The organism is Saccharomonospora halophila 8, from assembly GCF_000383775.1.
Taxonomy (GTDB): Bacteria; Actinomycetota; Actinomycetes; order Mycobacteriales; family Pseudonocardiaceae; genus Saccharomonospora; species Saccharomonospora halophila.
In genome coordinates, this window is record NZ_KB912506.1 from 105,032 (window position 1) to 108,982 (window position 3,951).

The window sequence follows — 3,951 nt, forward strand, 5'->3', positions numbered from 1 at the left end:
GACCTCGGCCTTGCCCCGGCCGACGACACCGTCCAGTGCGGCCCGCAGCGCGGCGGCCAGTTCCCCGGCGTCCAGCCGCTCCGTCCCGCCCGTGATCGTGGCGGCCCGCAGGAACGCCGTCCCGTACAGCGGGCCCGCGGCACCACCCACCTTGGAGATCAGCGTCGTGGCGGCCAACTTGAGCACCGCCCCGGGCGTCTCCGGAACCGTCTCCAGCCCCGCGAGCACCGCCGTGAATCCGCGGTGCAGGTTTTCGCCGTGGTCGGCGTCGCCGATCGGACGGTCCAGGTCGGTCAGTTCCGTCCGGTGCTCGGCCACGGTCGCCGCCGCGGCCCGCACCGCCGCGGCGACCTCGTCCGCGCCGCAGGCCATCACGCCCCCCCAGCGCAGTGCGGGTGTGGTCACGGGGGCGTCCCACAGGTCGGACAGCTCACGGTCGAGCCGGAGCACGGTGATGCTCAGGCCCTGCATCTCCAGACTGGTGATGTACGGGCCGACGAGCCGCCGGGAGACAGTGACGCCGCGGTCGGCCAGCTTCCGCTCGGCGATGCCGTGTGCGAGGTAGGTCTCCAGCGGCGGCGTGCCCCCCATCGAGTTGGTGAACAGCAGCACGTCGTCCCCGCCGGAGAGCGGGAGGTCGGTGGCCACGGCGGTGACCATGCGGTCGACGAGGGTCTCGGCGTTCTCCATGGGGATGCGCTCCCGGCCGGGCTCGCCGTGGATGCCGATGCCGAACTCGATCTCGTCGGGTCCCAGCTCGAAGCTCGGTTCGCCGACGTGCGGCACGGTCGGTGCCGTCAGCGCCACACCGACCGAGCGCACCCGGTCCACCACCTTGCGCGCCACCGCCTCGACGTCGTCGAGCGTGTCCCCCCGTTCGGAGGCGCCGCCGACGATCTTCTCCAGCAGCACCGTCCCGCCCACGCCCCGCCTGCCCGCGGTGAAGGTGGAGTCGGACACCGCCACGTCGTCGTCGATGACCACCGTGCGCACGTCCAGACCGTCGGCGGAGGCCAACTCCGCCGCCGTCTCGAAGTTGAGCACGTCGCCGGTGTAGTTCTTCACCAACAGCAGTCCCCCGGGGGACCCGGTGGTGGCCGAGATCGCGGCCTGCACCGCGTCCGGGGTGGGGGAGGTGAACACCGGGCCGGGCACGGCGGCGTGCAGCATCCCGTGTCCGACGAACCCGGTGTGCAACGGCTCGTGCCCGGAGCCGCCACCGGAGATCACCGCGACGCCCCGGGACCGTTCGGGAACGTCCGCCCGCACCACGTACGTGGGCTCGTACTGCACACGGAGCAGGTCGCCGTGGGCGGCGGCGAGGCCCCTGAGCGAGTCGGTGACCACCGTCTCGGGGTCGTTGAGGATCTTCTTCACGGCTACCTCCGGGGCGCGACGGCGTACGACGGTGTACGGACGGGTGGCACCGACCTCCGTGTCCCAACGTAGTCAATGTGCACCCGGACGGCAGCGTTCGGCGACCGGGCGGATCCGGTCAGGCCGCCGGGAGTGCCGTCGCGACCCCCCGGGCGACCCCGGCGACCCGCTCACAGGCCGCCTCGCTCCCGGGCGTGTCCCGGTGGGCGTAGTAGGACAGCTCCACCAGCTCCACGTCGTACTCGGCGACCTTCCGGTGCCGCCAGAAGAGGTCGCACTCGAGCATGTCCCCGTCACCCTTCTCGGCCACCGCGGTCACCCCGTCGGTGAGCGCGACCTCGGTCCCGTCCTCCGGATCGACCGGGTATCCGACGCGCATGGTCAGCCGGAGGGTGGCCCGATCCTGCTCGAACACGCAGCCGTGCAGGCCCGTACGGCGCAGGATCACCTCGCCGTCGAAGGCGTGCCCCAACATCTCGGCCGTCACCAGGGTGCACGGATCGACGTTCACCAGCGAGCCGGCCGGTGCCCGGTACCGGGGTGGGCCGGTACGCAACACCTCGACGACCCCGCGCAGCACCGACGTCCCGGTGTCGCAGGCGACACCGACGTCGGTGTCGTAGTCGGCCCACACCGAGATGCCGAGCTCCTGGTCGGTCTCGGTCACCGCCGTCATGTAGCAGGCCCCGTCGTTACTGACCTCCACCAGTGGCAGGCCGCCGACGCCGCCCGTCGCGTCCGCGGGCCCGGCGTTCGTCTCCCCGAGATCGACCCAGATACCGACCCGCCTGCCCTCCGCGTCGAGCATCGGACGACGGCAGACCCCCCAGTCGACCTCCCGCGCGTCCTCCGCCGGGGTCAGGCCGGCGACCGCGGGACCGTTCAGCAACCCGCACGGGTCCACCGCGCGCAACGCCTCCTGCGTCACGGCGGGGTCGTCGATCGGCCCCGAGGGCACCTCGCCCTGATCGGCCTGCGCCTCGGCCCGGACCGTGGTGCGCTGGTAGTTCACCTTGGACAGATCCTCGCCTGAGCAGCCCGCCACCACCCCGAGCAGCACGACCCCCAGCACCGACCCCTGTCGGCGGACTCGACTCATCACGGCGGGCACGGTATCGCCTCCCCACCGTCGCGTGTGCGGAGTGGCCCGAACACCGGCCGGGACGGGCTCGCCGAACCGTGGTCCTAGAACAGCCGGAGGTCGTCGGTCTCGATACCGCGCAGGGCATCGTAGTCGAGCGTGACGCACCGGATGCCGCGGTCCTCCGCGAGCGTGCGGGCCTGCGGCCGGATCTGCTGCGCGGCGAACACGCCCTGGACCGGGGCCAGCAACGGGTCGCGGTTCAACAACTCCAAATACCGGGTGAGCTGCTCGACACCGTCGATCTCCCCCCGGCGTTTGATCTCGACGGCGACCGAGGCACCGTCCGCGTCCCGGGCGAGGAGGTCCACCGGGCCGATGGCGGTCGGGTACTCCCGGCGCACCAGCGAGTATCCCGTGCCGAGGGTGGTGATGTGCTCGGCGAGCAGCTTCTGCAGGTGGGCCTCCACCCCGTCCTTGACCAGCCCGGGCTCCGCACCGAGATCGTGCCGCACCTCGTCGAACACCGTGTCGATCGTGACGACGAGCTTCTCCCCCGCCTTGTTCTCCACGATCCAGAGATCACCGTCCTCGATCAGCCAGCACGGCGGGCTCATCCAGTTCAACGGCTTGTAGGCACGGTCGTCGGAATGCACCGACACGGACCCGTCCGCCTTCACGAGCAGCAGCCGGGTCGCCATCGGCAGATGGGCCGTCAGACGACCGGCGTAGTCGACCTGGCACCGGGCGATCACCAAACGCACGCGGAGAGACTAGGCGACCGGATCCGACGGCGCACCGACAGGTCCCCGGCGTGTCCCGTCGGTGTCCGCGCCGCGACAATCACGGCCATGGAACAGCGCAGCTCCCGGCAGGTTTACGCGAACGACTGGATGACCGTGCGCGAGGACGCCGTCCGCCGCGACGACGGCTCCGACGGCATCTACGGCGTCGTCGACAAGCCGGACTACGCGCTCGTCATCCCACTCGACGGGGACCGGCTGCACCTGGTCGAACAGTTCCGTTACCCGCTGGGGCTGCGTCGGTGGGAGTTCCCCCAGGGCACCGCACCGGGCCGGAACGCGGTCGCCCCGGCCGAGCTGGCCGCACGGGAGCTGCGGGAGGAGACCGGGCTCGCCGCGCGGGAACTGGTCGAGCTCGGGCTGCTCGACGTCGCCCCCGGCCTGGCCAGTCAACGCGGTCGGGCCTTCCTCGCCACCGGCTTGGAACAGGGTGTGGCCGCCCGCGAGCACGAGGAGCAGGACATGCGCACCGCGTGGTTCACCCGCGCGGAGTTCGAGGTGATGGTGTCGGGCGGCGAGATCACCGACGCCCAGTCGATCGCCGCCTACACCCTCCTGCTGCTGTGGGAGCGCGGCACCTGATCCGTCGTGCCCGGGTTCGACCCACGGTCGCCCGACGACAGCGCGTGGGCACGGGGCGTCGCCCCGCGGGTACCGGGCGCCGCCCCGCGGGCACCGGGTGTCGACCCC

4 protein-coding genes and 1 pseudogene are annotated in these 3,951 nt (G+C 72.1%); 1 reads left to right on the forward strand and 4 read right to left on the reverse strand.

What is annotated here, in order from left to right:
• From SACHA_RS26020 to nucS, 4 genes and pseudogenes are all read right to left on the reverse strand, one after another.
• Nucleotides 1-372: DAK2 domain-containing protein (locus SACHA_RS26020; RefSeq protein ID WP_232211828.1), on the reverse strand; the 372-nt coding region annotated here is incomplete at its 3' end.
• 6 nt (nt 373-378) lie between these two features.
• Nucleotides 379-1,377, reverse strand: a pseudogene (dhaK, locus tag SACHA_RS20655) (dihydroxyacetone kinase subunit DhaK); the annotation flags it as partial.
• Between the two features lie 118 nt (nt 1,378-1,495).
• Nucleotides 1,496-2,476, reverse strand: a complete 981-nt coding sequence (locus SACHA_RS0106560) for a hypothetical protein (RefSeq protein ID WP_083935794.1) — start codon at nt 2,474-2,476, stop codon at nt 1,496-1,498.
• A gap of 86 nt (nt 2,477-2,562) precedes the next feature.
• Nucleotides 2,563-3,222, reverse strand: a complete 660-nt coding sequence (gene nucS / locus SACHA_RS0106565; RefSeq protein ID WP_020628603.1) for an endonuclease NucS — start codon at nt 3,220-3,222, stop codon at nt 2,563-2,565.
• Nucleotides 3,223-3,309: 87 nt separating this feature from the next.
• Here nucS and SACHA_RS0106570 point away from each other — a divergent pair, with 87 nt between their 5' ends.
• Complete coding sequence (locus SACHA_RS0106570; RefSeq protein ID WP_019808158.1) at nt 3,310-3,843, forward strand: NUDIX domain-containing protein; 534 nt, start codon at nt 3,310-3,312, stop codon at nt 3,841-3,843.
• Nucleotides 3,844-3,951: the final 108 nt, after the last annotated feature.